The organism is Microbacterium sp. BH-3-3-3 (assembly GCF_007679045.1).
GTDB classification, from domain to species: Bacteria; Actinomycetota; Actinomycetes; order Actinomycetales; family Microbacteriaceae; genus Microbacterium; species Microbacterium algihabitans.
This window is the reverse complement of sequence record NZ_VEFS01000001.1, coordinates 99266-123722: the sequence shown is the minus strand read 5'-3', so window position 1 is coordinate 123722 and position 24457 is coordinate 99266. Positions and strand designations below refer to the sequence as shown.

The window sequence follows — 24457 nt, the reverse complement described above, 5'->3', positions numbered from 1 at the left end:
GCCCGCACGGAGGGCGCCGTCTACGCTGAGGTCATGGCTATCGCACGACTTTCCGGAGGCCCGCTCGACGGGCAGGTCCTTCCCCTCGACAACGAGTCCGACGACACGCTGATCATGCCCTACAGCGAGGGTCAGCTCGTCTACCGCCGCGACGGCGGTCTCGAGAACACGGGCGACTCCGACGGCCCCACGCAGGCGGTCTTCGTGTTCGCCGAAGAGACCGAAGACATCAACCCCGACGCCGACGGACGCGACGATTGAGCGCAGGCCCCTCGGGCGGCTCGGCATCCGGGGCCTCGAACGTCGAGATCGAGTCGAAGTACGACGTCGATGACGACACGCCCCTTCCCGATTGGTCGGCGCTGCCGGGTGTGGTGAGTGTCGGGGAGCCCGAACCGCGCGACCTCGACGCCCGCTACGTCGACACGGCGCACCACGATCTGTCCCGCAAGGGCATCGCGGTGCGCCGCCGTCGCGGCGGGCCCGACGAGGGCTGGCACGTGAAGGGCCCCCGCGAGGGCGGTGGGCGACGCGAGACCCAGTGGCCGCTCGGCGAGGTGGCCGACGACGACGCCGATCCCGTCGTTCCGGCTGGGATCCAAGAAGCCGTCTCCGCGTGGGCGCGACCGCCGTTCCTCCCGCTCGCGCGCGTGCGCAACCAGCGCACCGCGTACGCGTTGACGGATGCCGAGGGCGCCCTCGTCGCGGAGTTCGTCGACGACCGGGTGCAGGCCCGTGACGAGCGACGCGGTGTCGACTCGTCCTGGCGCGAGTGGGAGGTGGAGCTCGGCCCCGCCGGCCCCTCCGACGATGCCGGGCGCGCGGAGTTCTTCGCCGCGGTCGACGCGGCCGTGGCCGCCGCCGGGGGCCGCCCCGCGGCATCCGGATCGAAGCTCGGCCGCGCTCTGGGGCACTGAGCCCGCGCGTGAGCCGGCACTCTGGGGCACTGAGCCCGCGCAAAGCCCCCGGGTTCGCTCTCGCGGGCGCTCCTGACGCCGAGACTGCATCTCGCTGACGAGTTCGTTGCAGCGTGACGCAGAGTTGTCAGCGAGATGCAGTCTCGCGGTGTTCCTCGCGCCGCGAACGACGTCACGGCCGCAGCCCAGACCCTCGAGATCACGAAAGGCCCGCCCGGGCGAACCGGGCGGGCCTTTCGTCGATCAGCTGATCAGAGGTTGATCATGTGGCCGGTGAGGCCGTGGAAGGCCTCCTGCAGGCCTTCCGACAGCGTCGGGTGGGTGTGCACGTTGCGTGCGGCCTCGAGAGCGGTGAGGTCCCACTTCTGCGCGAGGGTCAGCTCGGGCAGCAGCTCCGACACGTCGGGGCCGATGAGGTGGCCGCCGATGAGCTCGAGCGTCTCGGCGTCGGCGACGAGCTTGACGAAGCCGACGGGCTCGCCGAGGCCGTTGGCCTTGCCGTTGGCCGAGAAGGGGAACTTCGCGACCTTGATGTCGTGACCGGCGTCGCGCGCCTGCTGCTCGGTGAGGCCGAACGAGGCGACCTGCGGGTTGCAGAAGGTGGCGCGGGGCATGTTGCGGTAGTCGCCCAGCGTCTGCGTCTCGGCGCCGGCGATGGTCTCGGCGGCCACGACGCCCTGCGCTTCGGCCACGTGGGCCAGCTGCAGCTTGGCGGTGACGTCGCCGATCGAGTAGATGTGCGGCACGTTGGTGCGCATGTGGTCGTCGATCTCGATGGCGCCGCGCTCGGTCAGCTTGACGCCGGTGTTCTCGAGACCGAAGCCGTCGACCTTGGGGGCGAAGCCGATCGACATGAGCACGCGGTCGGCGTCGATCGAGCTCTGCGAGCCGTCCTTCGCCGTGTAGGCGACGGTGACCTTGTCGCCGTGGTCGGTGACCGACTCGACCTTGGTCGAGGTGAGGATGTCGACGCCGTAGCCCTTGTACTGCTTCTGGATCTCCTTCGAGACCTCGGCGTCTTCGTTCGGCAGTGCACGGTCGAGGAACTCGATGATCGTGACCTTCACGCCGTAGTTCGTCATGACGTACGCGAACTCCATGCCGATGGCGCCGGCGCCGACGATGACGATCGACTCGGGGAGCTCGCGGGTGAGGATCTGCTCCTCGTAGGTGACGACGTTCTCCGACAGGGTGACGCCGGGGAGGAGGCGCACGGTCGAACCCGTGGCGATGATGACGTTGTCGAACGTGACCTGCTCCTTGGAGCCGTCGGTCTTGGTCACGTCGATCGTGTGGTCGTCGGCGAAGAAGCCGCGGCCCTCGTACTCGGTGACCTTGTTCTTCTTCATCAGGTAGTGGATGCCCTTGACGTGGCCGGCGGCGACGCTGCGCGAGCGGTCGAACGCCTTGCCGAAGTCGAAGGTGACGTCACCCGAGATGCCGAACAGGTCGGCCTTCGCGTGGAACGTGTGCGCGAGGTCGGCGTTGCGCAGGAGGGCCTTGGAGGGGATGCAGCCCACGTTAAGGCACACACCGCCCCAGTACTTCTCTTCGACGATCGCGACCGACAGTCCGAGCTGTGCGCCGCGGACGGCGGCGACGTACCCGCCGGGACCCGCACCAAGAATGACCAGATCGTAATGAGGCATGGTTCCAGCCTATCGCCCGGCGGTGCCGCCACCGGCGGTCTTGCGGCCGCTGCGGGAGGCGAAGACGTAGACCAGCACCCCGGCCACGATCACGAGGATCACCGCGAGCAGGATCCAGGGCAGGGGAGAGGGTGCGGAAGCCTCGTCGACCGGTGCCGCGGTCGCGCTCGAGGTCGGATCAGCGCTCGGTGCGGACGTCGCAGACGGGGTCGGGCTCACTGCGGGGGTGGTCGTCGTGGGAGTCGCCGAGGGGGTGGGCGCTGCGGCCGGCACCGTGAAGGCGAAATCGCCGCTGATGGGGTGGCCGTCGCTCGACACGACGCGCCAGACGACGCTGACCGCTCCGGATGCCGCGCCCGCCAGCGACTGCGTGACCGTGGTGCCCGAGACCTCGGGCGCGCCATCGGCCAGCGAGGCCCCCGATGCGTCCTTCACCTCGACGACCGTCGCCCCGGCGTCGGTGAGGACGTCGGCGCTGAAGGTGAAGGTGATCTGCGCGGGAAGGGCGTCGAGCACGGCGTCGGCGGAGGGGTCGGTGGAGACCAGCTCGTCGTGCGCGGCGGCGGGCAGAGCGGGCACGAGCAGAGCGGCTGCGGCGAGCAGACCGGCGGCCAGCGCGGCGGTCCAGCGGGGCAGGCGGGCCCGGCGGTGCGGGGTCGGAGAAGAGGTCACTCCTCGACCCTACTGACGACCTCCGACACCGGGCCTGGGAGCGGGCTGCGGCCGATGCGCGGCCCCCGATTCGGGAGCGCTTTCGCGATCGTGGGCGTGTCGGGGTGAAGCAGACTCGACACGGCCCCGCCCGGGTCGATAGGTTCGAGTGTCTCGTCGGTCGTCTCCGCGGCCCGAACCGCGGTGTCGGTGTCGACGGATCGAGACGTAAACACGCATCGCCATGGCCCGCTCGAGATCGGTCGACCTCCCCCTCGTCGACCGATCGGTTATGGTGAAACAGAAGGAGAAGCCGTGGACGAGACCAGCCGATTCGAGCGCGACGACATCCGACGCGCGGCCGACGCCGCAGCGAACGACCGGGCGCACGACACGACCCAGACCCACGACGCCGATCTGTCGTTCGTCCCCTTCGGGGCCGACCTCAGCGAGGCCGAGCTCGAGGCGATCGACGCACTGCCCTCCGGCGCCGCGTTGCTGATCGTCCGCTCCGGCCCGACGACCGGCGCCCGCTACCTGCTCGACACTGACGTCACCACCGTCGGACGTCACCCCGAGGCCGACCTCTTCTTCGACGACGTGACCGTGTCTCGTCGTCACGCCGAGATCACCCGCACCGGCACCTCGTTCGAGATCGTCGACCAGCGCTCGCTCAACGGCAGCTACGTCAACGGCGAGCGGGTCGATCGTTCGGCGCTCGTCAACGGCTCCGAGGTGCGCATCGGCAAGTTCCGCCTCAACTTCTTCGGTTCGCCGGTCGATCTGCCCGCGGCTGATCGCTGATGCCGGCAGCCCCCTCCCGTAGTCGTCAGGCGGCTGCGGGGCTGCTCAGCATCGGCCAGGTGCTCGCCCGCCTCACCCCCGACTTCCCGGCGTTGACCTCGAGCAAGCTGCGCTTCCTCGAGGTGCAGGGCATCGTCACGCCCACGCGCACCGAGTCGGGCTACCGCAAGTTCTCGCCCGCCGATCTCGAGCGCCTGCGCATGGCGCTCACGCTGCAGCGCGACCACTACCTGCCGCTCGTCGTGATCCGCGACTACCTCGCCGAGCTCGACGCGGGCCGCAATCCCGCTCCGCCGACGTCGATCCCGTCGATGACGAACACGCCGCGCCGCTACCGCCGCGACGAGCTGCTGGCGGCCGCGGGTTCCGCTCCGCAGCTGCTCAACGACGCGATCAGCACCGGCGTCATCACGGCATCCGACACATATCCCGAGCAGACGGTGACGCTGCTGCGCTCGCTCGTGGCGTTGGATCGCCACGGCATCGAGCCGCGTCACGTGCGCGCCCTGCGCCAGAGTGCGGAGCGCGAGGTCTCGCTCGTCGAATCGGCTCTGTCGGCCCTGCTGCGGCGCCCCGACGCCTCGTCGCGCGCGAAGGCGAACGAGCTCGCTCCCGAGCTCGCGGCGCGTCTCGACGAGGTCCGCGGCATGTTCGTGCGCGAGGCGCTGGAGCGGATCCTGTCCTGAGTGCGACACGCCGCGGCCCTCGGAGCGGATGTCATTGCCGGGGGACCCTCGCTGATCTAGCGTGGAGGAAACGACAGATGAGGAGGGCGCGAGCATGAACGCTGGCGACGCAGTCGGCGAACCCCGGTTCGCCACCGACCTCCTCTTCACCGACGGTCTGCCCGAGATGGACGACGACACCGGTTACCGCGGTGCGGTCGCCGCTCGCGCCGCCGGGATCACGTACCGCCAGCTCGACTACTGGGCCCGCACCGAACTCGTCGTCCCGACGGTCCGCGGTGCGAGCGGCTCCGGGTCGCAGCGTCTCTACGGCTTCCGCGACATCCTCGTGCTCAAGCTCGTCAAGCGCCTGCTCGACACCGGTATCTCGCTGCAGCAGATCCGCACCGCGGTCGACCAGCTGCGCGCCGCCGGCATCCGCGACCTCGCCGGAACGACCCTCATGAGCGATGGCGCCTCGGTCTACCTGTGCACCTCGAACGACGAGGTCATCGACCTCGTCAGCCGCGGTCAGGGCGTCTTCGGCATCGCCGTCGGCAAGGTGCTGCGCGAGGTCGAATCCACGCTCGTCGACTTCGAGAAGGCGACGCCCGACGCCGTCGACGAGCTCGCCGCCCGCCGGGCCGCCCGCACCGCCTGACGCGTTTCATCTTCGAGATCCCGGATGCCATGGCATCCGGGATTCTGCTTTGTGGAGCTCGAGGTCCCTGAGCTTGTCGAAGCCACCGGTGCCGCGGCGGGTCCCGGACCCTTCGACAGGCTCGGGGACCTGGGTTCGTCCGCGGCGGGTCCCGGGCCCTTCGGCAGGCGCAGGGACCTGGGTTCGTACGAACGCGGGTCCCGGGCCCTTCGGCAGGCTCAGGGACCTGTGTTTTTGCGGACGCGGGTCCCGGGCCCTTCGACAGGCTCAGGGACCTGAGTCCGTGCCAGTGGCCCGGGCGCGAACGAGAGACGCCGCCCGGCTGCGAGGCAGCGGGACGGCGTCTTCGTGGAAAGGATCAGGCCTGCGGGGCCTCGGACTCGACCGGGATGCGGCCGGTGCGCACGATCCGGTCGAGAAGCGCGTCGAAGTCGGCCGCGAGTTCCTGCGCGGAGTCGCCGGGCCACACGTGCAGCGGCTTGGCGGCACCCTGCGCCTGCTGGAGCGAGGTGCGCTCGGGCAGCTGCGGGTTGAGCACGAGCGGGCCGAACATGTCGCGCAGTTCTTTGATGCGGAACTGGTGCTCGATCGACTGCGGGCGCACGCGGTTGACCACGACGCCGAGGGGCTGCAGGCGCGGCGAGAGACCGCGGCGGATCTCCTCGATCGCGCGCAGAGCGCGGTCGGCAGCGGCGACGGAGAACAGGCCGGGCTCGGTGACGACCACGACGCGGTCGCTCGCGGCCCACGCGGTGCGCGTGAGGGCGTTGAGCGAGGGGGCGCAGTCGATGAGCACGAGGTCGTACTCGCTCTCGATGGTCGCGAGGGCTTCCTCGAGCTTCCACACGTCGCGCACGCTGGGGTGCGGCCCGTCGAAGTTGATGGCCGACGGGCTGCCGATCAGCACGTCGATGGTGCCGGGGTGCACCTTGGCCCACCCGCTCGAGGTGATCGCCTGTCGGACGACCTTCTCTTTGGGGTTGGCCAGGACATCGGCGATGTTGAGCCGACCGGCGACCTGGATGTCCATCCCGGTCGACACGTCGGACTGAGGGTCGAGGTCGACGACGAGAGTGCGAACGCCACGTGCGAAGGCTGCGGAAGCCAGCCCGAGTGTCACGGTCGTCTTGCCGACCCCGCCTTTGAGAGAGCTGACGGAGAGTACGTGCACGAGAGTCCACGTTACCGTCCCCTAGGCTGTGAGCACATTCAGCTCCGCCAGCTTGACGTGAGGTGCGCATGTTCTCGAAAATCCTGGTCGCCAATCGCGGAGAGATCGCGATTCGCGCGTTCCGTGCCGCCTACGAGGTCGGAGCGCGCACCGTCGCGGTCTACCCGTACGAAGATCGCGCCTCGCTGCACCGTCTGAAGGCGGACGAGGCGTACCAGATCGGCGAGCGGGGACACCCCGTGCGCGCCTACCTCGACGTCGACGAGATCATCCGCGTGGCTCGTGAGTGCGGGGCGGATGCCATCTACCCGGGCTACGGCTTCCTCTCCGAAAACCCGGAGCTCGCCGAGAAGGCCGCCGCCCACGGCATCACCTTCATCGGGCCGCCCGCCGAGGTGCTCGCCATGGCGGGCAACAAGGTGACGGCCAAGGAGCACGCGATCTCGGCCGGAGTGCCGGTACTGCGCTCGACGCCGGCGTCCGCCGACATCGACGAGCTGCTCGCGCAGGCCGACGAGATCGGCTTCCCGATCTTCGCCAAGGCCGTCGCCGGCGGTGGCGGGCGCGGAATGCGCCGCGTGGAGTCGAAGGGCGAGCTCGCTCCGGCCCTGGCCGAGGCCATGCGCGAGGCGCAGAGCGCGTTCGGCGACCCCCGCATGTTCCTCGAGCAGGCCGTGCAGCGCCCGCGTCACGTCGAGGTGCAGATTCTCGCGGATGCCGCGGGCGAGACCGTGCACCTGTTCGAGCGCGACTGCTCGGTACAGCGTCGCCACCAGAAGGTCATCGAGATCGCGCCCGCGCCGAACCTCGACGACACCGTGCGGCAGGACCTGCACCGCTACGCCGTGGCCTTCGCCCGCTCGATCGGCTACCAGAACGCCGGAACCGTCGAGTTCCTTCTCGAAACCGCCGGCCCCCGCACGGGCGAAGTCGTCTTCATCGAGATGAACCCCCGCATCCAGGTCGAGCACACCGTGACCGAGGAGGTCACCGACGTCGACCTCGTGCAGTCGCAGATGCGCATCGCCGCGGGCGCGACCCTCGCCGAGCTGCACCTGCAGCAGGACGACATCCACCTGCGCGGTGCGGCGCTGCAGTGCCGCATCACCACCGAAGACCCCACGCAGGGCTTCCGCCCCGACACGGGCAAGATCACCACGTATCGCTCGCCCGGTGGCGCCGGCATCCGCCTCGACGGCGGCACGACCGCCGCGGGCTCGCAGGTCAGCCCGCACTTCGACTCCATGCTGTCGAAGCTGTCGTGCCGCGGCCGCGACTTCCCGGCCGCGGTCGCCCGCGCCCGCCGTGCCCTGGCGGAGTTCCGCATCCGCGGCGTCTCGACGAACATCCCCTTCCTGCAGGCCGTGCTCGACGACCCGGCGTTCGTCGCGGGCGACCTGAGTACGTCGTTCATCGACGAGCGTCCCGAGCTGCTGAAGGGGCGCGAGTCGAAGGACCGCGGCACGAAGATCCTGTCGTGGCTCGTCGACACCACGGTCAACCGCCCGAACGGCGAGAACCCGCTGTCGATCGACCCCGCCGCCAAGCTTCCGCGCGTCGATCTCGCGGATGCCGCTCCGGCGGGCTCGCGCCAGCGCCTGCAGGAGCTCGGCCCGGTCGGCTTCGCCCGCGCCCTGCGCGAGCAGACGGCCCTCGCCGTCACCGAGACCACCTTCCGCGACGCCCACCAGTCATTGCTGGCCACGCGCGTGCGCACGCGCGACCTCGTGCGGGTCGCCCCGTACGTCGCGCGCATGACGCCGCAGCTGCTGTCGGTCGAGGCGTGGGGTGGGGCGACCTACGACGTCGCCCTGCGCTTCCTCGGCGAAGACCCGTGGGAGCGCCTCGACGCGCTGCGCCAGGCCCTTCCGAACGTCGCGATCCAGATGCTGCTGCGCGGGCGCAACACCGTCGGGTACACCCCGTACCCCACGGAGGTCACCGATGCGTTCGTGGCCGAGGCCGCGGCATCCGGAGTCGATATCTTCCGCATCTTCGACGCGCTCAACGACGTGTCGCAGATGCGCCCCGCGATCGACGCCGTGCTGGCCACCGGCACCGCGGTCGCCGAGGTCGCGGTCTGCTACACCGGAGACCTGCTCGACCCGGCCGAGAAGCTCTACACGCTCGACTACTACCTGGGCCTGGCCGAGCAGATCGTCGACGCGGGCGCCCACGTCCTCGCGATCAAAGACATGGCGGGCCTGCTGCGTCCGGCCGCCGCCGCGAAGCTCGTGACGGCGCTGCGCGAGCGCTTCGACCTGCCGGTGCACGTCCACACCCACGACACCGCGGGCGGGCAGCTCGCGACGCTGCTGGCCGCTTCGGCGGCGGGGGCGGATGCCGTCGACGCGGCGTCGGCGCCCATGGCGGGAACCACGAGCCAGCCGTCGCTGTCGGCGCTCGTCGCCGCGCTCGCGCACACCGATCGCGACACGGGCCTCGATCTCGGCGCCGTGAGCGATCTCGAGCCGTACTGGGAGGCCGTGCGCCACCTGTACCGCCCGTTCGAGTCGGGACTCGCCGGTCCGACGGGGCGCGTGTACCATCACGAGATCCCGGGCGGACAGCTGTCGAACCTGCGGCAGCAGGCGATCGCGCTGGGCCTCGCCGACGACTTCGAGCTCATCGAGGACATGTACGCCGCGGCCGACCGCATCCTGGGCCGGGTGCCCAAGGTCACGCCGTCGTCGAAGGTGGTGGGCGACCTCGCGCTGCACCTCGCCGCGGTGAAGGCCGACCCCGCCGACTTCGAGCGGAACCCCGAGAAGTACGACGTGCCCGACTCGGTCGTGTCGTTCATGGCGGGAGAGCTCGGCGACCTGCCGGGCGGCTGGCCGGAGCCGTTCCGCTCGAAGGTGCTCGCAGGACGCGAGGCCAAGATCGGCGTCACCCCGTTGACCGACGACGACGCCGCCGCGCTGGCGGGGGAGTCGGCCGAGCGCCGCGCCCGCCTCAACACCCTGCTGTTCCCGGGGCCCACGCGCACCTTCCTCGAGACCCGCGCGACCTTCGGCGATCTCAGCGTGCTCGACACGGCCGACTACCTCTACGGCCTGCAGGCCGGCGGCGAGCACACCGTCGAGATCGAGCGCGGCGTGCAGCTGTTCGTGGGCCTCGAAGCCGTCGGCGACGCCGACGACAAGGGCATGCGCACGGTCATGACGACCTTGAACGGTCAGCTGCGTCCGGTGTTCGTGCGCGACCGGTCGATTGACGTCGAGGCGCGTCAGGCCGAGAAGGCCGACACCTCGAAGCCCGGTCAGGTGGCGGCGCCGTTCTCGGGCGTCGTGACGATGAAGGCCGCTGTCGGCGACCGCGTCGCAGCCGGTCAGGCCGTCGCCTCGATCGAGGCCATGAAGATGGAGGCGGGCATCACCGCCCCCGTCGAGGGAGTGGTCGAGCGGGTCGCGATCGGTACCACACAACAGGTGGAAGCAGGAGATCTTTTGCTGGTAATCCGCCAAGCGCAGTAGCCTGGGAGGGGGCGCTTTCGCGCCCTCTTCCCGTTTGGAGACTGCAGTGACCCCCGACCGCACCGATGCGAACCACGACGAGAGCGCCGAGCACGGCGTTCTCGACGACGGCGGCAATCTCGACACTGCCAGCATCACCATCCTCGGCGGACACATCGCACAGGTCAGTGTCGACCTGCCGATGGCCGCTGACGACGATGATCTCGATGACGACGTCATCGAGGACGAGATCCCGGTCGGCGACGTCGACCTGCCCGCGTTGATCACCTCCCACGACGTCTACGAGCCGCACGACGACGAGACCGACCACCGTGAGGTCGAGCAGCTCGACACCGGCGACATCATCCTCGAGCCCCACGACGGCGAGGAGTCCTCGTCGACCGAGGGCGACGCCGACACGGTGACGCACGATGACGTGCACGAGGCGGAGCTGGTCGACGAGCCCGAGCACGAAGGCTTCTCGCACGACGCTCGCGCCGACGACCTGCACGACGCCGAGGTCGTCGACGACGTCGAGCTCTTCGAAGCGGATGCCGCCGAGCCCGCCGACGAGGCGCTCACGCACGCGCCGTGGATCCCCGAGCAGTCGGACGAGACGGATGCCGCGTCGGACGAGACGATCGTGGGCGATGACGCCGGGCACGAGGGCGTGGAGGGCGACGCCGACCACGCCGCCCCGCGTGACGATGCCGAGGGCGAGTCGTTCGTCGCGGAGGAGGACGCGGCCGTCGAGGTGGCCGAGCCCTCGGACGAGACCGCCGTCGAGGAGGACGACGCCGACGCCGGCGACGCTGAGGAGCCTGTCGCCGCGGACGCGGAGGCAGAGGCTTCCTCCCCGGAGGACGAGCTCGAGGCGGGTGACTTCCACGAGGTGGAGGGTGATTTCACCGCTTCTTCGGAATCGTCTTCCGACGAGCCTGCCGCTGAGGAGTCGATCACCGACGACACGTTCGTCGGGGACACGTTCGTCGGGGACACGCTCGTCGAGGAGCCGGTCGCCGACGAGCAGGCTGCTGACGAGCCGATTGCTGACGACCCGATCGCCGACGAGCCGGCGGTGGAGGACGTCATCGTCAACGAGGCGTCTTCCGACGAGCCGGCGCTCGATGAGCCCGCCGTCGAAGAACCCGCCGTTGAAACCCCTGCCGTCGACGGACCTGCCGTGGTCGAGCCCAACGTCGACGAGCCTGTCGGCGCCGAGCCCGCCGTCGAAGAGCCCGCCGACGCGGGCTCGAGTGACGCCGAGCTTCCGGCCGCGGCGTCACCCGCCGCACCTGCAGCCCCGAGCGCGTCGGACGAGGCCACAGCCCCCGCCACCGGTCCTGTCGCCCCGCCGAGCGTCGCGGCCTCGGTCGTCGCCGCCTCGGTCGCCGCGGCCGCCGGCCCCCGCGCGGCCGCCTCGACCGGTCCGGTTTCGACCGGAACCGTCCCGACGGGCTCCGTCCCGACGGCCCCCGCCTCGACGGGCCCCGTGACGACGCGTCGCGAGCGGGCGGCGACGGGTGTCATCGGCACCGTGCCCCTGACGCGCCGCAGCGCCCAGCAGGCCGACGACGCCACCCGCGGATCCGACGAGGCCGCGCGCGTCGACCGCGCCCACGCCATGGAACGCGTGCGCACGCAGACGCCCGAGGTGACGCTCACCTCGAAGCGCATCGGGCAGATCGACGATGCCCGCGAGAGCTCCGACCTGCTGACCGCCGACCGCCTGCTCGACCCGCGTCAGATCGCGCGGCCCGAGCCCGAGGGCGCCTGGCAGCAGCTGGTCTACTCGGCGACCGGAGGCCGGGTCAACCTCGGCGACGGTCGTCGCGCGCGCCAGCGCAAAGACCTCGACCGCCGCATCTCGACCCCGTTGACCGGCGGCGCGCGCTTCGTGCCCGTGCTCTCGCGCAAGGGCGGCGTCGGCAAGACGACCGTCACGTCGCTGCTCGGCATGGCTCTCGCCGACGCCCGCGACGACCGCATCATCGCCGTCGACGCGAACCCCGACCGCGGCACGCTGGCCGATCGCGTCGGTCGGCCCAACGGCCGCACCGTGCGCGACCTGGTGCGCGCGCACGACGAGATGGTCGGGTTCAACGACGTCTCGGCGATCGTGGCGCGTGACGCGACGCGGCTCGACGTGCTGGCATCCGATGCCGATCCCCGGGTGTCCGAGGCGTTCAGCGACGACGACTACCGCCAGGTCGCCGACGTCGCCGCGCACTACTACTCGATCGTGCTGACCGACACGGGCACCGGCATCGTGCACTCCGTGATGGGGGCGACCCTCGAGCTCGCCGACACTCTCGTGATCGTCGCGGGCCTGTCGGTCGACGAGGCGCGACTGGCCTCCGAGACGCTGACCTGGCTCGAGACCAACGGCTACGCCGCGCGCGTGCGCGACGCGATCGTCGTGCTCAACAACTCGCGCCCCGGCACGCCGCTGGTGCGCGAGAGCGAGCTCGAGGCGCACTTCCGCTCGCGGGTGCGCACCGTGATCCGCATGCCGTACGACGCGCGCATCGCCGCGGGAAGCGCCATCGCCTTCCGCGACCTGCAGCCCTCGACCCGTCAGGCCGCGCGCGAGCTCGCCGCCGCCGTGGTGGAGGGTCTGCGCGCCCCGGTGTCCGCCGCATGACCGTCCGCCCGATCCGCCTGTTCGGCGACCCCGTCCTGCGCGCCACGAGTGCGCCCATCGAGACGATCGACGACGGCATCCGCGCCTTGGTGCAAGACCTGCTCGACACCGTGGAGCTGCCCGGCCGCGCGGGCGTCGCCGCCCCGCAGATCGGCGTGGGACTGCGCGCCTTCAGCTACAACATCGACGGCGACATCGGCTACGTGCTGAACCCCGTGCTGATCGAGACCCGCGGTGAACCCGAGGCCGTGGGGGAGGGCTGCCTGTCGGTGCCCGGCCTGTGGCACGACGCGATCCGCTACCCGTGGGCCAAGGTCGTGGGCATCGACCTCGACGGCGAAGAGGTCGTGCTCGAGGGGGAGGGGCTGCTCGCTCAGGCCCTCCAGCACGAGACCGACCACCTCGACGGCATGCTCTACCTTTCGCGGCTCCCCGCCGAGACGCGCCGCGAGGCGATGCGCCAGGTGCGCGAGAGCGACTGGTTCTGACCTGATCTTTGCGGAAGGGCCCGGATGCCGGCATCCGGGCCCTTCGTGTGTCTCCGCTCGCGCATTTCCTCCGCGATTCGCGCAACCTCCGTCGGTTTCGACCCTTCCGAGCCGAGGTTGTGCAGATCGACGAGGGCGTGCGATCGGTGACGGTGTCCCGGGGCGCACACAACCTCCGCGATTCGCGCAACCTCGGTGATTGTGCCTCGTTCCGGACTGACGTCGTGCGGATCGCTGAGGCTGTGCGCTCGAGAACGAAACGGCCCGGCCCCGCGAGGGGACCGGGCCGTCGTCGTCCGCGCGTCAGGGCAGCGAGACGTTGGTGGTGTTGACCGGGACGGCGTAGATGTCCTCGATGTCGTCGGCGAAGTCCGACGTGATGACGTTGCGCTTGATGCTCATCTTCGGGGTGAGGTGGCCGCTGGCCTCGGTCCACTCGGTCGGCAGGATCGTGAACTTGCGGATCGACTCCGCGCGCGAGACGCGCGTGTTGGCCCGGTCGATCGCGCCCTGCACCTCGGCGCGCACCTTCTCGTTCTGTGCTGCCTGCTCGAGCGTCATGTCGGCGGGCAGGCCGTTGTTGGCCAGCCACGTGGGCAGCATCTCGGGGTCGAGGGTGATGAGGGCGGCGATGAACGGCTTGTGGTCGCCGACCACCACGACCTGGCCTACGATCGGGTTCGCGCGGATGGGGTCTTCGAGAGCGGCGGGGGCGACGTTCTTGCCGCCGGCGGTCACGATGATCTCCTTCTTGCGACCGGTGATCGCGAGGAAGCCGTCGCTGTCGAAGGCGCCGATGTCGCCCGTCTTGAACCACTCGCCGTCGAAGGCCTCCGCCGTGGCATCCGGATTCTGCCAGTACTCGCGGAAGACGTTGATGCCGCGCACCTGGATCTCGCCGTCGTCGGCCAGGCGCACCCCGACGCCGGGGAGCACCGGACCGACCGTGCCGATCTTCGACTTCGTGGCGAGGTTGACCGTGGCCGGGGCCGTCGTCTCGGTCAGGCCGTAGCCCTCGAGGATCACGACGCCGAGGCTGCGGAAGAAGTGCCCCAGGCGCGGGCCGAGCGGGGCCGAGCCCGACACGGCGTAGACGACGCGGCCGCCCATGGCCTCGCGCAGCTTCGAGTAGACGAGCTTGTCGAACAGGGCGAACTTGACCTTGAGCGCCAGCGAGATCTTCTTGCCGTCCTGCAGGCGCTGCGAGTGCTCGATCGCGGTGTCGGCGGCGGCGCGGAAGATCTTGCCCTTGCCGCCGGCCTCGGCCTTCTGCTCGGCGGAGTTGTAGACCTTCTCGAACACGCGCGGCACGGCCAGCAGGAACGTCGGCTGGAACGTGCCGAGCGCGGGCAGGAGCTGCTTGGTGTCGGGCTGGTGGCCGGTCTTCACGCCCGCGTGCACGTTGAGCAGCGAGATGAAGCGGGCGAAGACGTGCGCCGTCGTGATGAACAGCAGCGTCGAGGCGCCGGGGGTCTCGACGACCTCGTGCAGCGCCTTCGCGGAGTTACGTGCGAGCTCGACGAAGTTGCTGTGCACCAGCACGCAGCCCTTGGGGCGGCCGGTGGAGCCCGAGGTGTAGATGAGCGTCGCGATGTCGGAGGCCTTGGCCAGGTGACGACGGCGCTCGATCTCTTCGTCGGTGATGTGCGTGCCGTTCGCGACGAGGGTGTCGAGAGCGCCCTCGTGCATGGCCCAGACCTCGCGGACGAGGGGGAGGTCGCTGCGGACCTCGTCGAGGCGCGCGGTGTGGTCGGCCGACTCGACGACGACGGCAATGGCGCCCGAGTCCGACAGGATCCACGAGATCTGCGACGGCGAGCTCGTCTCGTACACGGGCACCATCACGGCGCCGGCGTAGAAGAGGGCGAAGTCGACCAGCGTCCAGTCGTAGGTGGTGCGGGCGATGAAGCCCACCTTCTCGCCCGGCTGGATGCCGGCGGCGACGAAGCCCTTGGCGAGCTTGACGACTTCTCGCTCGAACTCGGCGGCGGTGATGTCGCGCCATCCGTCGGCGTGGGGGATGGCGAACAGGGGGCGGTCGGGCGTCGAACGCACACGGTCGGCAAGCAGGTCGGATGCGTTGGCATCCGGGTCTGCGGCGACGACGGCGGGGAGGTCGAACTGGATCACGGCAACTCCTTTGGCACCGGAAGAAAGGTCGAGCGGGTCTGTCGAGTCTATGCGCACGGATGCCATGGCCCCAGGACGTCGCATTCCGATGCGGGTCGCGCGGCATGGCTAGACTTCTCCGGGCCGAGCCGCACGGTCGGCCCGGAAGGGAGCGCGGTGCGCAACGTCGGCATCGACATCGGGGGCACGAAGATCGCGGGAGGCGTCGTCGACGACGACGGCACCATCATCGAGAAGCTCCGCGTCGACACCCCCATCGACCCTGCAGCCCTGGTGGACGCCGTAGTCGACATGGCCGACCACCTGCGTCGAGCGCACGAGATCCACGCGATCGGCGTGGCCGCGGCGGGCTTCATCAGCCGCGACCGTAGCACCGTCATCTACGCGCCCAACATCGACTGGCGCGACGAGCCGCTGCGTGCCCGCCTCGAGCAGCGCCTGAACGCCCCCGTCACGATCGAGAACGACGCGAACGCGGCCGGGTGGGGCGAGTACCGCTTCGGCGCGGGCCAGGGCGTGCGCGACATGGTCATGCTCACGATGGGCACGGGCGTCGGCGGGGCCGTCGTCACCGACGGCGAGCTGTTCCGCGGCGGCCACGGCATCGGCGCTGAGCTGGGGCACATGCGCTTCGTGCGCGGCGGCCACCCGTGCGGGTGCGGGCAGAACGGCTGCCTCGAGCAGTACGCCTCGGGACGTGCCCTGCAGCGCGAGGCCAACGCCATCGCCGACGAGGGCGGCATCGGCGCGGCCCTCGCGGCGATCCGCGACGAGAAGGGCGCGATCCCGGGTCCGGCTGTGTCTCGCCTCGTGCTCGCGGGTGACCCGGGCGCCGTCGAGGCACTGCGCCGCGTGGCCACGGCGCTGGGTGAGGCGTGCGGCGGGTTCCAGGCCGTGCTCGACCCCGAGCTCTTCGTGATCGGCGGCGGTGTCGCCCAGCTGGGCGCGGATCTGCTCGTGCCGGTGAAGCTCGCGTACGAGACCTCGCTCCCGGGGTACGGTGAACGTCCGGTCGCGGAGTTCGCGATCGCGCGCCTGGGCAACGACGCCGGTCTCATCGGGGTCGCAGACCTCGCCGGGAAGGAGCGCTGACGATGTTCTACTGGCTCATGAAGTACGTGGTGATCGGGCCGGTCATCAAGGCCGTGTTCCGCCCGTGGATGGTGGGCCGGCGCAACATCCCCACCGAGGGTGCGGCGATCCTCGCCAGCAACCACCTGTCGTTCTCGGACTCGATCTTCCTGCCGCTCATGATCGACCGCCGCATGGCGTTCCTCGCCAAGAGCGACTACTTCACCGGCAAGGGCCTCAAGGGCTGGGCGACCCGCATGTTCTTCACCGCGACGGGTCAGCTGCCCATCGACCGCTCGGGAGGCAAGGCGTCGGAGGCCTCGCTCAACACCGGCCTCGGCGTGCTCGGCCGCGGAGAGCTGCTCGGCATCTACCCCGAGGGCACGCGCAGCCCCGACGGCACCCTGTACCGCGGGCGCACCGGCATCGCCCGCATGGCGCTCGAGGCCCGCGTTCCGGTCGTGCCGGTCGTCATGGTCGACACCGGAGCGGTCATGCCCATCGGCCAGCGCCTGCCGCGCGTGGGGCGTGTGGGCATCGTGATCGGCGAGCCGCTCGACTTCTCGCGCTTCGAGGGCATGGAGGGCGATCGCTACGTGCTGCGCTCGGTCACCGACGAGATCATGGTGGCCCTGCAGCGCCTCGGCGAGCAGCGGTACGAAGACGTCTACGCCTCGACCGTGAAGGACCGCCTGGCCACCGCGCAGGCGGCGAAGGCGCCGACCTCGCGCCACTAGACTTCAGGGGTGAATCAGCAGCTCCACGACCTCGACCACTGGCGAACCCTGCCCATCAAGCAGCAGCCCCAGTGGTATGACGAGGCCGCTGTGGCCGCGGCATCCGCAGAATTGGCGACCCTTCCTCCGCTGGTGTTCGCCGGCGAGGTCGACATCCTCCGCGACCGCCTCGCGCGTGCCGCCGCCGGCCAGGCGTTCCTCCTGCAGGGCGGTGACTGCGCCGAGACGTTCGCCGGTGCGACCGCCGAGCAGATCCGCAACCGCATCAAGACGGTGCTCCAGATGGCCGTCGTGCTGACCTACGGCGCCTCGATGCCGGTGGTGAAGATGGGCCGCATGGCGGGTCAGTTCGCCAAGCCCCGCTCGAGCGACGTCGAGACGCGCGGCGACGTGACGCTGCCGGCGTACCGCGGCGACATCGTCAACGGCTACGACTTCACCGAGGAGTCGCGAAAGGCCGACCCCGCGCGCCTGCTCAAGGGCTACCACACGGCCGCGTCGACCCTGAACCTCATCCGCGCCTTCACGCAGGGTGGCTTCGCCGACCTGCGCGAGGTGCACAGCTGGAACAAGGGCTTCGCGAGCACTCCCGCCAACCAGGCGTACGAGTCGATGGCGACCGAGATCGACCGCGCCATCAAGTTCATGGAGGCCGCCGGCGCCGACTTCGACGAGCTCACGCGCGTCGAGTTCTACACCGGTCACGAGGGCCTGCTCATGGACTACGAGCGCCCCATGACGCGCATCGACTCGCGCACGGGCCTGCCGTACAACACCTCGTCGCACTTCCAGTGGATCGGTGAGCGCACGCGCGAGCTCGACGGCGCGCACGTCGACTACTTCTCGAAGATCCGCAACCCCATCGGCGTGAAGCTCGGCCCCACCACGACGACCGACACGGCGCTGGCGCTCATCGACAAGCTCGACCCCGAGCGCGAGCCGGGCCGCCTCACCTTCATCACGCGCATGGGTGCCGGCAAGATCCGCGACGCGCTGCCCCCGCTGCTCGAGGCCGTGCGCGACTCCGGCGCGACGCCGCTGTGGGTCACCGACCCGATGCACGGCAACGGAATCACCACCCCCACCGGCTACAAGACCCGTCGCTTCGACGACGTGGTCGACGAGGTGCGCGGCTTCTTCGAGGCGCACCGCTCGGTGGGCACGCACCCCGGCGGCATCCACGTCGAGCTCACCGGCGACGACGTCACCGAGTGCCTGGGCGGGTCCGAGATGATCGACGAGGCCACCCTCGCGACGCGCTACGAGAGCCTGTGCGACCCGCGCCTGAACCACCGTCAGAGCCTCGAGCTGGCGTTCCTCGTGGCCGAGGAGCTCGAGAAGCGCTGACTTGCGTCCATCGACACACGACGCCCCCGACCCACGCGGTCGGGGGCGTCGTCGTTTCCGAATGCCGCCGACGCGGGCGTGGAGGCATGTGAACGCTCGGCGACACGAACGGTGCCGCGTCAGGGCGAAGCGTGCGACTACAGCGTCGGCGTGATCGTGATGGTCGAGCCCTGCGGAGCCGTCGTACCGGCCTTCGGATTGGTCGAGCGCACCTTGTAGATGTCCCAGTACTTGAACCCGAGGGGGAGGGTGCCGTCGTCGATGCCCGCGTTGACCTCGAAGCCGAGACCCTGCAGGGTCGTCACCGCCTCGCGGATCGACATGCCCACGATGTTGCCGGGGATCTCGACCGGCTTGGGACCGATCGAGACCGTCAGCGGAACGGTGTCGCCGGGGCGCCAGTTGCCGCCGCCGTCGCGGTCGCCCATGCGGATGACGTTTCCGGATGCCACCGAGTTGCTGTACTCCTCGGTGACCGAGCTGTCGAGTCCGACCTCCTCGAGGGCGTTCTGGGCACGGGACTGCGAGTCGCCCGTCACGTCGGGGATCGGACCCAGCGAGGTGACGAACGCCGACGCGTCGCCCTCGTAGACGGTGCAGCCGCCCGTGCAGTCGAAAGCGTCTCCGCCCGAGCGGGGGATGATCGACGCGCTGAGGACCGTGCCGTCGGCGGCATCCGTGAACTGTCTCTCCGGGTCGCCGACGCCGACGAACGCCTGCTCCATGACGGAGCGAGCCTCGTCGAGGCTCAGCCCGGCGAGCGAGGGGATCTGGTGCGTGGCGGGACCGGCCGAGACGAGCACGGTGACGACCGTGTCCTTATCGAGGCGTGATCCCGGGTCGGGGTCGGAGCCGAGGGTCGTGCCCGCGGGGATCTCGCGATCGTTCACGTCCTGCTGCTGCGCGATCAGCTGCTGCTGCGCGAGCAGGGCCTCGGCGTCGGCGAAGCTGCGGCCGGACACGTCGGGCACCGACACCATCGAGCCCGGACCGGAACCGAAGTACCACCCGGTGAAGCCGGCGCCGCCAGCGAGCAGCAGCACGATCACGAGGATCCACGCCCCGCGGGCGGTGCGTCGGCGCGTGCGGGCGCGCAAGCGTGCCGCGTTGTCGGGCTCTTCCGTGGGGACCGGCGGAAGCGATGCGGTCTGCGGGAGCACCTTCGTCAGCTCGCGCGACTCGGCGGCCGAGGCGGGGGAGGTGCTGCCGACCGAGACGGCGCGCGCCACCTGCGGGGCCAGGCCCAGCTCCTTCTCGACGGCGCGCAGACGCTCGAGCATCGCGGCCGCATCGAGGGGGCGGTCGTCGGGCTCGCGCTCGGTCGACCACAGCACGAGCTCGTCGAGCTGCTCGGGGACCGACGGGTTCTTCGCGCTGGGGCGGGGGACCGAGTCGGTGGCGTGCTGGTAGGCGATCTGCATCGGCTGCTCGCCTTTGTAGGGCTGCTCGCCGGTGAGCATCTCGTAGAGCATGATGCCGAGCGAGTAGATGTCGCTGCGGGCGTCGGCGGTGCCGCGGGTGACCAGCTCGGGGGCGAGGTAGGCGATCGTGCCCATCAGCTGCGCGCCGCTGGCGGTGTTCGCCGTCGTCGCGCGGGCGAGGCCGAAGTCGCCGATCTTGATGCGGCCGTCTTCGGCCAGCAGCACGTTCTCGGGCTTCACGTCGCGGTGCACGATGCCGGCTCGGTGGGCGGCCGCGAGGCCCGACAGGATGGCATCCATGATCGTCAGGGTCTGATCGACCGTGAGGCGGCGGTGCTCGCGCAGCAGCTCGCGCAGCGTGATGCCCGGCAGGTACTCCATGACCAGGTAGGCCATCTCGCCGTCCTGGCCCTGGTCGAACACGTTCACCACGTGCGGATCGCTCAGGCGCGCGGCCGATCGGGCCTCCTGGATGAACCGGCTCTGGAACACGGTGTCGTCGCTGAGGTGGCCGTGCATGACCTTCAGCGCGACGCGTCGCTCGAGGCGCAGGTCGGTCGCGACGTACACGGTCGCCATGCCGCCGCGCGCGATGCGCGCGCGGACCCGGTACCGGCCGTCGACGAGACGGCCGATCAGCGGGTCGGCCTGCTGACTCGTGCTCACGTGTCGAGTCTACGGAGAGCCCCCTGTGAGGCCGGGCAACGGCTCACCCTCACCTGGGGATTCGAGGCGGGATCAGCCCAGAACGGCGAGCCATGTCGTCGCGGGCTGCTCCCACTGCGCGTACCGGTCGGGGTAGGCCGAGATCTGCACGGCCTGAGCGGCGTCGGCGTAGGGCAGCTGCTCCCAGCCGGGGATGTCGAGCAGGCCGCGCGTCGTGGCGCCGTTGGGGTCGGCCGAGCCGCCGAAGAACACGCGGGTCGAGCGGTCGCGGTCGCGGATCTGCTCGGCCGTGCCCCAGCCCTGGCTCGGACGCTGCTGGAACAGTCCCAGCGAGTCGCGGTCGCCCCAGTCGAGGTTGCGCAGCCACGACTCCTGCATGGCGGTGCCGAGAGCGATGACGATCCCGCGGTCCGAGACGCCGAGCTCGCGGCCGATGCGGATGATCAGGCGGGCGTTCTCGGACTGCTCGGCGTCGAGACCCGGGGCGGTGACGGGCGCGACAGAGGCGGGAGCGGGCCCGGCCGCGGGGATCTGCAGCACCTGCCCCGGGTAGATGATCGAGGCCCGGGTCAGGCCGTTCGCCGACAGCACGGCGTCGATCGACACGCCGTTGCGCGCGGCGATCGCCGACACGGTGTCTCCGGGTCGCACCTCGGCGGTCGCTCCCACGGGCGCGCTCTCGGGGGCGGGGGCGGATGCCGCCGGCGCGGCGGTCAGCGCGAGCACCTGTCCCGGGCGGATGACGTTGTCGGCGCCGATGCCGTTGGCGGCGCGCACGGAGGCGGTGTCGAGCCCGTGGGCGCGGGCGATGCCCCAGACGGTGTCGCCGGGCTGCACGACGTAGGTGAGCGCGGCGGGGGCGGCGGCGAGTACGGGGGTGCCCAGGGAGCGCGGTTCGAGCGCTCCCGTCGGGGGCACGAGGCTCGACGGGGTGAGAAGGGCGGTCGCGTGCGCGGCGTGCTCGCCGACCAGGCTGAGCGCGATCGAACCGACCACCGCGGCGGGCCAGACGGCGGGGGAGCGGCGGGGGGTCTCGGTGGGCAGGGGGGACAGCGTGAGTCGTCGCATGGTGGGGGATTCCGTTCTTCCGACTGCCCGCCACCGTCCCATGCCGTGGGGTGGATGTCAACGAATGAGGTGCATGTGACTCGTGTGACAGGCGAGCATGGGGGTTGATGAGCGCGCGGGGTGAGATAGTGAATCAGTGACCGACAACACCCGTTACGCGACCGACTGGCTGACCATCCCCGATCTGGTGGAGCTGCTCGACGAAGCCCACGGGCGCGTGCGCCGCCTGCTCGACGAGCAGTATCTGGTGGGCACGCGTCGCGACGGCGTCTTGAAGGTGCCGTCGGTGTTCATCGTCGACGGGCGTCCCCTGGCCTCGCTGCGCGGCACGATCATCGTGCTGCACGACGCCGGCTTCGACTCCGACGAGATCATCGACTGGCTGCTCAGCCCCGAAGAGACCATCGGCATGCCTCCGATCGAGGCGCTGCTGGCCGGTCGCAAGAGCGAGGTGCGTCGGGTCGCCGCGACCCTCGCCTGATCGATCCGGATGCCGCGGGCTCGCCCCCGCGGCGCCGTCGCCGGGTCTTCCGGCCGAGGCGTCTCGACTCAGGCGGTGCGCTCGGTCGCCGCTCGCGCCAGCGCGCGCAGTTCGTCGACCGCCCCGGCAGCCAGACTCGCCCCGTCGAGGGCGTCGTCGGCGCGCCGCGCGTAGTCGGCGATGAGTTCCTCGGTGCGCGCGAGGGCGCCGCTGTCGACGATGGCGCGCTGGAGCGTGCCGATCTGCTCGGCGGTGAGGGCCGGGTCGCCGAGCAGCGCGTCGATCGCGTGGCGCTCGTCGGCGGGCATCGCCTCGCGGGCGTAGGCGACGAGCACCGTGCGCTTGCCCTCGCGCAGATCGTCGCCGACGGGCTTGCCGGTGATCGCGGTGTCGCCGAAGACCCCGAGCACGTCGTCGCGCAGCTGGAAGGCCATGCCGACGTCGTGACCGAAGCGGCCGAGGGCGTCGAGCTGCCCGTCGTCGGCGCCAGCGAGCGAGGCCCCGATCAGCAGGGGCTGCTGGATGCTGTAGCGCGCCGACTTGTACGAGGCGACGCGCAGCGCGCGCTCGGCGTGCGTCTCATCGAGGTAGACGGTGTAGGCCGACTCTTCGGCGACGTCGAGGAACTGCCCGATCGTCACGTCGCGGCGCATCTGCGCGTACGCGCGACGGGTGGCCGCGGCCGTGGGGGAGCTCGAGGCGAGCCCCTCTTCGAGCAGGTCGTCGCTCCAGGCCACCAGCAGGTCGCCGAGCAGGATCGCGCCCGAGCGGCCGAAGGCGTCGGAGTCGCCCGCCCAGCCGGCGTCGCGGTGGGCCGCCTGCAGGGCGCGGTGGGCGGCGGGCTGCCCCCGGCGGGTGTCGGAGTTGTCGACGAGGTCGTCGTGCACGAGGGCGGCGGCGTGGAAGATCTCGAGCGAGGTCGCCACGGCGAGTGCGGCGTCGTCGAACGAGGCGCTCGAGCGGCCGGCGGACCGCCAGCCCGTGAGGCAGAAACGCGCACGCAGGCGCTTTCCTCCCCGCAGGGCGGAGGCGCCCGCACGGGTGAGGGATTCCGCCTCAGGGCCCAGTGCGGAGGCGTACGATAGCTGTTCAGTGAGGAACTTGTCGAGTCGCTGGGAAACAGCTTCGATCGGTTCCGGGGAGGTCGGCACGGGCCTAGCCTAGTGATCCACGCCGCGCGTAGAATCGTCCGCAACGAACAATAGAGGGGGATGCATGCCACTGTCAGAGCAGGAGCAGCGTCTGCTGGATGAGATGGAACGCCATCTCATGAGTAACGACACCGACGTCGTGACCGCCCCCAGTCGTGCCCTCAGCTACCGCAACATCGTCCTCGGTTCGATCCTCGTGCTCGCCGGCCTCGGCGCCCTCGTCGTGGGCGTGTCCGTCGGCTTCAACACGGGCGTCCTCGGCATCGCGATCGGCGTGCTCGGCTTCCTGCTCATGGTGGGTGGTGTGATCTTCGCGGTGACGCCGATGCGCGGCGCCGTGGCGTCCGCTCCCCGCTCGACGAAGCCGCGCGCCGCGCGCGCCTCGGGCGGATCCTTCATGGACCGCATGAACGACAGGTGGGATCGCCGCAACGAAGGGCGCTGATCCCTCGCAGATTTTTTGAAGCACCGGCTCTTCGGAGCCGGTGCTTTTTTTCGTGCCCTGGGCGCGGCATCCGGAACGATCTTCCGACGCGTCGACGGGGCGCGCTCGCGAGGGGGCGAGCCGCGGGGGGAGGAAGGGTGAGGCGCGTTTTCCCTCCCTTTCGCTCCACTCGCGGTGGCGCCACCGCCCGCTGAGCCCGCTGAACCGCGGAACCACGCGGATCTTCGACGTGCGCGGTCAAGCGTCCGGACACAGTACACGGCGACGCCCATCGCGAGAAGAGTGGGTTTTCGATAGCAAAGTGGAGGGCGGTGGAGTAAAGTGGGGGAAACTTCGCAGGCCGGACGAAGGGGGTGGACGCCCGAATGCTGCTCGGTACGCACACACCCAAGCTCGACGACAAGGGTCGGGTCATCCTGCCGGCGAAGTTCCGTGACGATCTCGGCGCCGGAGTGGTGATCACGCGCGGGCAGGACCGCTGCCTCTACGTGTTCAGCACCGAGGAGTTCGAGCGCGTGCACGAGCGGATCCGCGAGGCCCCGCTCAGCAATAAGCAGGCCCGCGACTTCCTGCGCATGTTCCTCTCGGGGGCCAGCGCCGAGAAGCCGGACAGCCAGAACCGCATCACCGTTCCGCCGGCGCTGCGCACCTACGCCGGCCTCGGGCGCGAGCTCGTCGTCACCGGCGTCGGAGCCCACGCCGAGATCTGGGACGCCGAGGCCTGGAACACCTACGCCGAGAGCAACGAAGAGACGTACGCCGAGATGGAGCAGGAGGTGATCCCGGGACTGTTCTGACCCTCCGGCTGTGATGCCCAGCCGCACGCCCTGACGCA

21 protein-coding genes are annotated in these 24457 nt (G+C 70.5%); 14 read left to right on the top strand and 7 right to left on the bottom strand.

The window, feature by feature from the left end:
• The first annotated feature begins 33 nt into the window (after positions 1-33).
• A complete protein-coding gene (locus FS769_RS00645; protein ID WP_144828034.1) occupies positions 34-261 on the top strand; it encodes a response regulator in 228 nt (75 codons plus the stop codon).
• Positions 258-917 (top strand): CYTH domain-containing protein, encoded by a 660-nt coding sequence (locus tag FS769_RS00640; protein ID WP_144828031.1) that lies wholly within the window; start codon positions 258-260, stop codon positions 915-917. Before FS769_RS00645 ends, FS769_RS00640 begins: the two co-directional genes overlap by 4 nt.
• Positions 918-1168: 251 nt before the next feature.
• Here FS769_RS00640 and lpdA read toward each other — a convergent pair whose 3' ends face one another.
• The gene (gene lpdA, locus FS769_RS00635; RefSeq protein WP_144828027.1) at positions 1169-2566 is read right to left on the bottom strand and encodes a dihydrolipoyl dehydrogenase; all 1398 of its coding nucleotides are present in this window, start codon (positions 2564-2566) and stop codon (positions 1169-1171) included.
• Positions 2567-2575: 9 nt separating this feature from the next.
• On the bottom strand, positions 2576-3238 hold the full coding sequence (locus FS769_RS00630) for a copper resistance CopC family protein (protein ID WP_260979657.1): 663 nt from the start codon (positions 3236-3238) through the stop codon (positions 2576-2578).
• Positions 3239-3532: 294 nt separating this feature from the next.
• Between FS769_RS00630 and FS769_RS00625 the strand changes: the two genes are divergently transcribed.
• From FS769_RS00625 to FS769_RS00615, 3 genes are all read left to right on the top strand, one after another.
• Positions 3533-4021, top strand: a complete 489-nt coding sequence (locus tag FS769_RS00625; protein WP_144828024.1) for an FHA domain-containing protein — start codon at positions 3533-3535, stop codon at positions 4019-4021.
• Positions 4021-4707, top strand: coding sequence for a MerR family transcriptional regulator (locus tag FS769_RS00620; protein ID WP_144828021.1), 687 nt, complete (start codon positions 4021-4023; stop codon positions 4705-4707). Before FS769_RS00625 ends, FS769_RS00620 begins: the two co-directional genes overlap by 1 nt.
• Positions 4708-4801: 94 nt before the next feature.
• Positions 4802-5347, top strand: coding sequence for a MerR family transcriptional regulator (locus FS769_RS00615; protein ID WP_136587758.1), 546 nt, complete (start codon positions 4802-4804; stop codon positions 5345-5347).
• A gap of 358 nt (positions 5348-5705) precedes the next feature.
• On the opposite strand, the gene FS769_RS00610 is transcribed toward FS769_RS00615, so the two are convergent.
• The gene (locus tag FS769_RS00610) at positions 5706-6518 is read right to left on the bottom strand and encodes a ParA family protein (RefSeq protein WP_144781970.1); all 813 of its coding nucleotides are present in this window, start codon (positions 6516-6518) and stop codon (positions 5706-5708) included.
• A 68-nt stretch (positions 6519-6586) separates the two neighbouring features.
• On the opposite strand from FS769_RS00610, the gene FS769_RS00605 reads away from it, so the two are divergent.
• Genes FS769_RS00605 through def form a run of 3 tightly spaced genes read left to right on the top strand, consistent with a single transcriptional unit; the run spans position 6587 to position 13105 of the window.
• Entirely contained in the window at positions 6587-9994 is a 3408-nt protein-coding gene (locus FS769_RS00605; RefSeq protein ID WP_144828018.1) for a pyruvate carboxylase, read from the top strand.
• 46 nt (positions 9995-10040) lie between these two features.
• Positions 10041-12617: a hypothetical protein gene (locus FS769_RS16940; RefSeq protein ID WP_260979656.1), complete on the top strand. Its 2577-nt coding sequence runs from the start codon at positions 10041-10043 to the stop codon at positions 12615-12617.
• Complete coding sequence (gene def, locus FS769_RS00595; protein ID WP_144828016.1) at positions 12614-13105, top strand: peptide deformylase; 492 nt, start codon at positions 12614-12616, stop codon at positions 13103-13105. Before FS769_RS16940 ends, def begins: the two co-directional genes overlap by 4 nt.
• Positions 13106-13408: 303 nt before the next feature.
• Here def and FS769_RS00590 read toward each other — a convergent pair whose 3' ends face one another.
• A complete protein-coding gene (locus tag FS769_RS00590; protein WP_144828013.1) occupies positions 13409-15235 on the bottom strand; it encodes a long-chain fatty acid--CoA ligase in 1827 nt (608 codons plus the stop codon).
• A 156-nt stretch (positions 15236-15391) separates the two neighbouring features.
• Here FS769_RS00590 and FS769_RS00585 point away from each other — a divergent pair, with 156 nt between their 5' ends.
• From FS769_RS00585 to FS769_RS00575, 3 genes are read left to right on the top strand one after another with little or no spacing between them, the layout of a single operon-like run.
• Positions 15392-16327 carry an ROK family glucokinase gene (locus tag FS769_RS00585; RefSeq protein ID WP_144828010.1) on the top strand — a complete coding sequence of 312 codons (936 nt, stop codon included), beginning with the start codon at positions 15392-15394 and terminating at the stop codon, positions 16325-16327.
• A 2-nt stretch (positions 16328-16329) separates the two neighbouring features.
• A complete protein-coding gene (locus FS769_RS00580; protein ID WP_144828007.1) occupies positions 16330-17043 on the top strand; it encodes a 1-acyl-sn-glycerol-3-phosphate acyltransferase in 714 nt (237 codons plus the stop codon).
• Between the two features lie 9 nt (positions 17044-17052).
• Entirely contained in the window at positions 17053-18390 is a 1338-nt protein-coding gene (locus FS769_RS00575; protein ID WP_144828004.1) for a class II 3-deoxy-7-phosphoheptulonate synthase, read from the top strand.
• A 137-nt stretch (positions 18391-18527) separates the two neighbouring features.
• On the opposite strand, the gene pknB is transcribed toward FS769_RS00575, so the two are convergent.
• Positions 18528-20477 (bottom strand): Stk1 family PASTA domain-containing Ser/Thr kinase, encoded by a 1950-nt coding sequence (pknB, locus tag FS769_RS00570; protein WP_144828001.1) that lies wholly within the window; start codon positions 20475-20477, stop codon positions 18528-18530.
• 72 nt (positions 20478-20549) lie between these two features.
• Positions 20550-21545, bottom strand: a complete 996-nt coding sequence (locus FS769_RS00565; RefSeq protein ID WP_144827999.1) for a LysM peptidoglycan-binding domain-containing protein — start codon at positions 21543-21545, stop codon at positions 20550-20552.
• A gap of 136 nt (positions 21546-21681) precedes the next feature.
• On the opposite strand from FS769_RS00565, the gene FS769_RS00560 reads away from it, so the two are divergent.
• Positions 21682-22026, top strand: a complete 345-nt coding sequence (locus FS769_RS00560; protein ID WP_144827995.1) for an Rv2175c family DNA-binding protein — start codon at positions 21682-21684, stop codon at positions 22024-22026.
• 68 nt (positions 22027-22094) lie between these two features.
• On the opposite strand, the gene FS769_RS00555 is transcribed toward FS769_RS00560, so the two are convergent.
• Positions 22095-23177: a polyprenyl synthetase family protein gene (locus FS769_RS00555; protein ID WP_144827992.1), complete on the bottom strand. Its 1083-nt coding sequence runs from the start codon at positions 23175-23177 to the stop codon at positions 22095-22097.
• A gap of 64 nt (positions 23178-23241) precedes the next feature.
• Between FS769_RS00555 and FS769_RS00550 the strand changes: the two genes are divergently transcribed.
• Both FS769_RS00550 and mraZ read left to right on the top strand, forming a co-directional pair.
• Positions 23242-23622: a DUF3040 domain-containing protein gene (locus FS769_RS00550; protein WP_144827989.1), complete on the top strand. Its 381-nt coding sequence runs from the start codon at positions 23242-23244 to the stop codon at positions 23620-23622.
• Positions 23623-23987: 365 nt separating this feature from the next.
• On the top strand, positions 23988-24419 hold the full coding sequence (gene mraZ / locus FS769_RS00545; protein WP_013583202.1) for a division/cell wall cluster transcriptional repressor MraZ: 432 nt from the start codon (positions 23988-23990) through the stop codon (positions 24417-24419).
• Positions 24420-24457 lie beyond the last annotated feature (38 nt).

Bases quoted from the DNA above. Each gene is read 5' to 3' on its own strand.
- FS769_RS00645 (WP_144828034.1), top strand. From the start codon at position 34: ATGGCTATCGCACGACTTTCCGGAGGCCCGCTCGACGGGCAGGTCCTT.
- lpdA (WP_144828027.1), bottom strand. From the start codon at position 2,566: ATGCCTCATTACGATCTGGTCATTCTTGGTGCGGGTCCCGGCGGGTAC.
- FS769_RS00620 (WP_144828021.1), top strand. From the start codon at position 4,021: ATGCCGGCAGCCCCCTCCCGTAGTCGTCAGGCGGCTGCGGGGCTGCTC.
- FS769_RS00615 (WP_136587758.1), top strand. From the start codon at position 4,802: ATGAACGCTGGCGACGCAGTCGGCGAACCCCGGTTCGCCACCGACCTC.
- FS769_RS00605 (WP_144828018.1), top strand. From the start codon at position 6,587: ATGTTCTCGAAAATCCTGGTCGCCAATCGCGGAGAGATCGCGATTCGC.
- def (WP_144828016.1), top strand. From the start codon at position 12,614: ATGACCGTCCGCCCGATCCGCCTGTTCGGCGACCCCGTCCTGCGCGCC.
- FS769_RS00580 (WP_144828007.1), top strand. From the start codon at position 16,330: ATGTTCTACTGGCTCATGAAGTACGTGGTGATCGGGCCGGTCATCAAG.
- FS769_RS00565 (WP_144827999.1), bottom strand. From the start codon at position 21,545: ATGCGACGACTCACGCTGTCCCCCCTGCCCACCGAGACCCCCCGCCGC.
- FS769_RS00550 (WP_144827989.1), top strand. From the start codon at position 23,242: ATGCCACTGTCAGAGCAGGAGCAGCGTCTGCTGGATGAGATGGAACGC.
- mraZ (WP_013583202.1), top strand. From the start codon at position 23,988: ATGCTGCTCGGTACGCACACACCCAAGCTCGACGACAAGGGTCGGGTC.